Here is a 5165-nt window from a genome sequence, read left to right on the forward strand (position 1 = left end):
TATTCGAAGGCCTGGGCACCATGTACGAAGGCTACTTCGTGCTGACGCTGACCTATTTCCCGCCGCTGCTCGCGCAGCGCAAGTTCGTTGAATTGATGTTCGACGACGACACCCAGGCGCCCGATCAGAAGGCCAGCACGAGAGGCTTGATCGAGTTCTTCAAGCGCGAGTGCGCCACCATCGAGTCGCGATTGTCGGCGGCGGTGATTCTCCAACGCTTGCGTGGCCACAAGGTGGTCAACGAGGACGGTTCGCAGGTCACGCACGACGACTTCCTGCGCTGGCTGCAATTCTGCGTCACCGGCGTCAATCATCCGCTGCAGTTGCCGACCAATCCGATGTACCTGGACGCGCTCATTGGCGGGCAGGAAATGTGGACTGGCGTGGTACCCAAGGTCGGCCGCCAGTTCATCCAGGCGGTCGCCATCGAAGGCTTCCCTCTGGAGTCCACGCCGGGCATTTTGACCGCCCTGGGCGAGCTGCCTTGCGAATACCGTTGGTCGTCACGCTTCATCTTCATGGATACGCACGAGGCGGTGCGGCACCTCGACAAGTTCCGCAAGAAGTGGCGGCAGAAGATTCGCGGCTTCTTCGACCAGGTGTTCAACACCAACACCGGGGCCATCGATCAGGATGCGATCTCGATGGTCGCCGATGCCGAAGCGGCCATCGCCGAAGTGAATAGCGGCCTGGTCGCCCAGGGCTATTACACCAGCGTCGTCGTGCTCATGGACGAGGATCGAACCCGTCTTGAAGCGTCTGCACGCCAGGTAGAAAAGGCCATCAACCGTCTCGGTTTCGCGGCGCGCATCGAGACCATTAACACCATGGACGCCTATCTCGGCAGCTTGCCCGGGCATGGCGTCGAGAACGTTCGCCGGCCGCTCATCAACACCATGAACCTGGCCGATCTGCTGCCGACGAGCACGATCTGGACAGGCAGCGACGGTGCTCCGTGCCCGATGTACCCGCCACTGGCGCCGGCCTTGATGCACTGCGTGACGCACGGCGCGACGCCGTTTCGGCTGAACCTGCACGTGCGCGACGTCGGCCACACCTTCATGTTCGGCCCGACCGGCGCTGGCAAATCGACGCACCTGGGCATCATCGCCGCACAGCTGCGCCGCTATGCCGGGATGTCGATCTTCGCCTTCGACAAGGGCATGTCGATGTACCCACTCGCCGCCGCCATCCGCGCCCAGACCGGGGGCAGCAGCGGCAAGCATTTCACGGTCGCCGCCGACGATGAACAGCTGGCCTTCTGCCCCTTGCAGTTCCTGGAAACCAAGGGGGATCGTGCCTGGGCGATGGAGTGGATCGACACCATCCTGGCGTTGAACGGACTCGATACCTCGGCCGCGCAGCGCAACGAAATCGGCAATGCGATCCTCAGTCTGCACTCCAGCGATGGCCGAACCCTGTCCGAGTTCTCGGTCACCATCCAGGACGAGGCGATCCGCGAGGCCATCCGGCAGTACACGGTCGATGGCGCGATGGGACACCTGCTCGACGCCGAGGAAGACGGCTTGTCGCTCTCCGACTTCACGGTCTTCGAGATCGAAGAGTTGATGAACCTGGGCGAGAAGTACGCGCTGCCGGTGCTGCTGTACCTGTTCCGGCGAATCGAGCGCGCCCTGCACGGCCAGCCGGCGGTGATCATCCTCGATGAAGCCTGGCTGATGCTCGGACACCCGGCGTTCCGCGCCAAGATCAGGGAATGGCTCAAGGTCCTGCGCAAAGCGAACTGCCTGGTTTTGATGGCTACGCAAAGCCTCTCCGACGCGGTCAACTCGGGGATCCTGGACGTGATCGTCGAATCGACGGCGACCAAGGTTTTCCTGCCCAACATCTACGCGCGCGACGAGGACACGGCGGCGCTGTATCGCCGCATGGGCCTCAACGCCCGGCAAATCGAGATCCTGGCGACCGCCATTCCCAAGCGTCAGTACTACTACGTTTCGGAAAACGGCCGCCGCCTGTACGACCTCGCCCTGGGGCCCTTGGCCCTGGCCTTTGTCGGTGCCGCCGACAAGGAATCGGTAGCCACCATCAAGCACCTGGAAGCCAAGTTTGGCCATGGCTGGGTGAATGAGTGGCTGCAGGGCAGGGGATTGAACCTTAGCGAATATGGAGTCGCCGCATGAGCTTTGCTGATCAACTCAAGGGCTGGCCATTCAAGCGAGCCACTCCCGACGCCGATCCCCGGCGTTCCCATGAACCGATGATCGGCGGACGCCGTAACGGCGAGAACGAGAACCCCTACCTGGCTGCGCGTCGTACCTGGAACGAGCACGTCGGCAGCGTCGTTTCTGCACGTCAGACCTGGCAACTGCTGAGCATCCTGTCGCTGTTGATCGCGCTGGCCGGTGTCGGCGGGATCATCCACATTGGCAGCCAGGCGAAGTTCGTGCCGTACGTCGTCCAGGTCGACAAGCTCGGGCAGGCGCTCGCGGTGGCACCGGCCGAACGGGCGGCGCCTGCCGATGTGCGGGTGATCGAAGCGTCGGTGGCCGCGTTCATCAGCGACGCGCGCGTGGTCACGCCGGACGTGGCCCTGCAGCGCAAGGCCGTGTTCCGCGTGTACTCGATGCTGGCCCCGCACGACCCGGCCACGGCCAGGATGAATGAATGGCTGAACGGCAGCGAGGAATCCAGCCCGTTCAAGCGGGCGGCAAAGGAGACGGTCAGCATCGAGATCGCCTCGGTGCTCGCGCAAACGCCAGAAACCTGGCAAGTCGATTGGCTGGAAACCACCCGCGATCGGCAGGGGATCGTCAAGGGTCAGCCTTTCCGCATGCGCTCCCTGGTGACGATCTATGTCGTCGAACCGACCACCGAGACCAGCGAAGAACAGATGCGCAACAACCCGCTGGGAATCTATGTCCGTGATTTCTCCTGGTCGAAACAGCTTTGAAAGGGGCACCCCCATGAAGAAGGTTCTCTACGCAATGATCCTGGGCGCCATGCCCGCAGTCGCCCTGGCGGCCTCTGGCGACGACCTCGCCGACCTGTATTTCTCGGGCAAGAACCCGACCCTGACCAAGCAGGAGAAAGTCGCCATTGCCATCGCCGAGAAATGGAAGGCCTCCGGGGGAACGGGCACCGCTCCGGTGGCTGGGCCTAACGGCTCGATCAAGTTCCTGTACGGTGCCCAGCAACCGAGCATCGTTTGTGCCGTGCTGCAGGTGTGCGACGTCGCCCTGCAACCTGGCGAACAGGTCAACTCGATCAACCTCGGCGATACGGCCCGCTGGACGGTTGAACCGGCGATCACCGGCAGTGGTGGCGGCGAGGTTCAGCACCTGATCATAAAGCCGCTGGATGTGGGACTGGAAACGTCCCTGGTAGTGACCACCAACCGGCGCACCTATCACCTGCGGCTGCGCTCGCATCGCACACGCTACATGCCGCAAGTCTCCTTTACCTATCCCGAAGACGCCATGGCCAAGTGGGAAGCGATCAAGACTCGCGAGGTGAGGGAACACCGCGACAGAACCCTGCCGGAAACCGGCGAGTACCTGGGCAACCTGAGCTTCGATTACGAGGTCTCGGGCAGCGCGGCCTGGAAGCCCTTGCGCGTCTACAACGACGGCAGCAAGACGATCATCCAGATGCCCTCGACGATGGCCCAGGGCGAAGCGCCGACCCTGCTCGTCGTACGCAAGGACGGCGGCCTTTTCTCCGATGACGAAACGGTGATGGTCAACTATCGCGTGCAGGGCAACCGCTACATTGTCGATGCCGTATTCGACAAGGCCATCCTGATTGCCGGCGTCGGATCCGGCCAGGATCGAGTGACCATCCAGAAGGGGCAATGACCATGCGCAAGCTCCTGGGCCACGCGCCCCTCCTGTTCCTGTTGGCCGGCCTGGCCGGCTGCGCCTCGATCGAGCCTTACGGCAATTTCCTTGGCGCCAATGCCCCGGCCACCCTGAATGAAAAGCTCGCCGCGGACACGGTGAAGCAGCTCACGGTCCTGTACCCACCGGCGAGCACCCGCTTCGACCTCGGCCAGCCGACGCCCGACGCCTACGGCAGCGCACTGGTCGAATCGCTGCGCATCAAGGGCTACGCCATTCTGGAGTTCGAACCGGACGAGGCCGTGCCGATGGACAACCCGAACACCGCCGGGCCGGGACTGAACCTGCGCTATGTGCTCGACGCGCCGGCCAGCACGAACCTCTACCGCGTCACGGTGATGGTCGGGTCGCAGTCTCTGAGTCGTGCCTACGTGGCGCAGAACGATAGCGTGGCCCCGGCCGGCGCCTGGGTGCGGAAGGAGTGAGCGACCATGGCTGAGCACCTCACCGAAGAGCAAATGTCACCGGACGCTTCGCCTGGCGAAGTGTCCCGGCGGTCGGGTGTGCGCCGGGTGAACAACCTGCCCGTGTACCTCGTCGGCGGCGTCATGACCGTGTTCCTGATCGTCATGGTCCTGGTGGCCGCGGATCGCGCTGCTCAGCAGAACGAGCCGGAGCAGGGCGCGAAGGAGAAGGGCGGCAACAGCAGCCTGTTCGCCAACGAGATCGCCGGCAAGCAAAAGGACGGGATCATCCCGGCCGAAGCCGCAAAGCCACCACAAGTCCCGGAACTCGCCGGCCCCGCTACGCCGCTCGGCGCAATCCCGATTGCCCGCCCGGAAAACCTCGACGCACCGCCGATGCCACCCCGCTCGACAGGCGATGGCACGCTCCAACGCTCTCCCCGCGACGATGAGTTGGATCGTATCCGCATGGTGAAGATGCAGCAGCTCGAAGAGGCGGTGAAGGCCAGGACGACCGTGCCGGTCGTCGCCGCGCGCAGTGCCGGCTCGCCACCGGGTGGAATGACGGGCGCGCCTGGCAGTCGTGAAGAAGCCATTGCCCGCTTGGCCGCAGTGCGGCAGCAGATCGACGCCGCCGGCCGGGATGACCCGACGGCGGCCTACAAGGCTCGCCTGGCACAGCTGCAGGGCATGAGTGGGGCAGGGGGGAGCAGCGCCTCGTCTGCCCCGCAACTGCTGCCAACGGCGGCGAGCGGCGGCAAGAACAGCGTTGCGCAGTTCGGCAACACCGGAGCAGGCGACCGCTGGAGGCTCGATTCCCAGCCGGAAGCGCCGCGTTCGCCGTATGGGGTCGTCTCAGAAAACGGAAAATAAAGCACGCTAAGCCGGTTGCAGAGGCCGT

At 64.1% G+C, this 5165-nt stretch carries 5 protein-coding genes; all 5 read left to right on the plus strand.

The window, feature by feature from the left end:
• Positions 1 to 2144: VirB4 family type IV secretion/conjugal transfer ATPase (locus RUW20_RS17510; RefSeq protein WP_313953510.1), on the plus strand; the 2144-nt coding region annotated here is incomplete at its 5' end.
• On the plus strand, positions 2141 to 2914 hold the full coding sequence (locus RUW20_RS17515) for a conjugal transfer protein TrbF (RefSeq protein ID WP_313953511.1): 774 nt from the start codon (positions 2141 to 2143) through the stop codon (positions 2912 to 2914). The genes RUW20_RS17510 and RUW20_RS17515, both read left to right, overlap by 4 nt.
• Before the next feature lie 13 nt (positions 2915 to 2927).
• On the plus strand, positions 2928 to 3818 hold the full coding sequence (trbG, locus tag RUW20_RS17520) for a P-type conjugative transfer protein TrbG (protein ID WP_313953512.1): 891 nt from the start codon (positions 2928 to 2930) through the stop codon (positions 3816 to 3818).
• A gap of 2 nt (positions 3819 to 3820) precedes the next feature.
• The gene (locus tag RUW20_RS17525; RefSeq protein WP_313953514.1) at positions 3821 to 4285 is read left to right on the plus strand and encodes a conjugal transfer protein TrbH; all 465 of its coding nucleotides are present in this window, start codon (positions 3821 to 3823) and stop codon (positions 4283 to 4285) included.
• Positions 4286 to 4291: 6 nt separating this feature from the next.
• Positions 4292 to 5137 (plus strand): hypothetical protein, encoded by an 846-nt coding sequence (locus RUW20_RS17530; protein ID WP_313953513.1) that lies wholly within the window; start codon positions 4292 to 4294, stop codon positions 5135 to 5137.
• Positions 5138 to 5165 lie beyond the last annotated feature (28 nt).

This window comes from Accumulibacter sp. (genome assembly GCF_032229525.1).
Classification (GTDB): Bacteria; Pseudomonadota; Gammaproteobacteria; order Burkholderiales; family Rhodocyclaceae; genus Accumulibacter.

What these genes read in the sequence shown, in the direction of transcription:
- RUW20_RS17515 (WP_313953511.1), top strand. Translation starts at nt 2,141, where the DNA reads ATGAGCTTTGCTGATCAACTCAAGGGCTGGCCATTCAAGCGAGCCACT.
- trbG (WP_313953512.1), top strand. Translation starts at nt 2,928, where the DNA reads ATGAAGAAGGTTCTCTACGCAATGATCCTGGGCGCCATGCCCGCAGTC.
- RUW20_RS17525 (WP_313953514.1), top strand. Translation starts at nt 3,821, where the DNA reads ATGCGCAAGCTCCTGGGCCACGCGCCCCTCCTGTTCCTGTTGGCCGGC.
- RUW20_RS17530 (WP_313953513.1), top strand. Translation starts at nt 4,292, where the DNA reads ATGGCTGAGCACCTCACCGAAGAGCAAATGTCACCGGACGCTTCGCCT.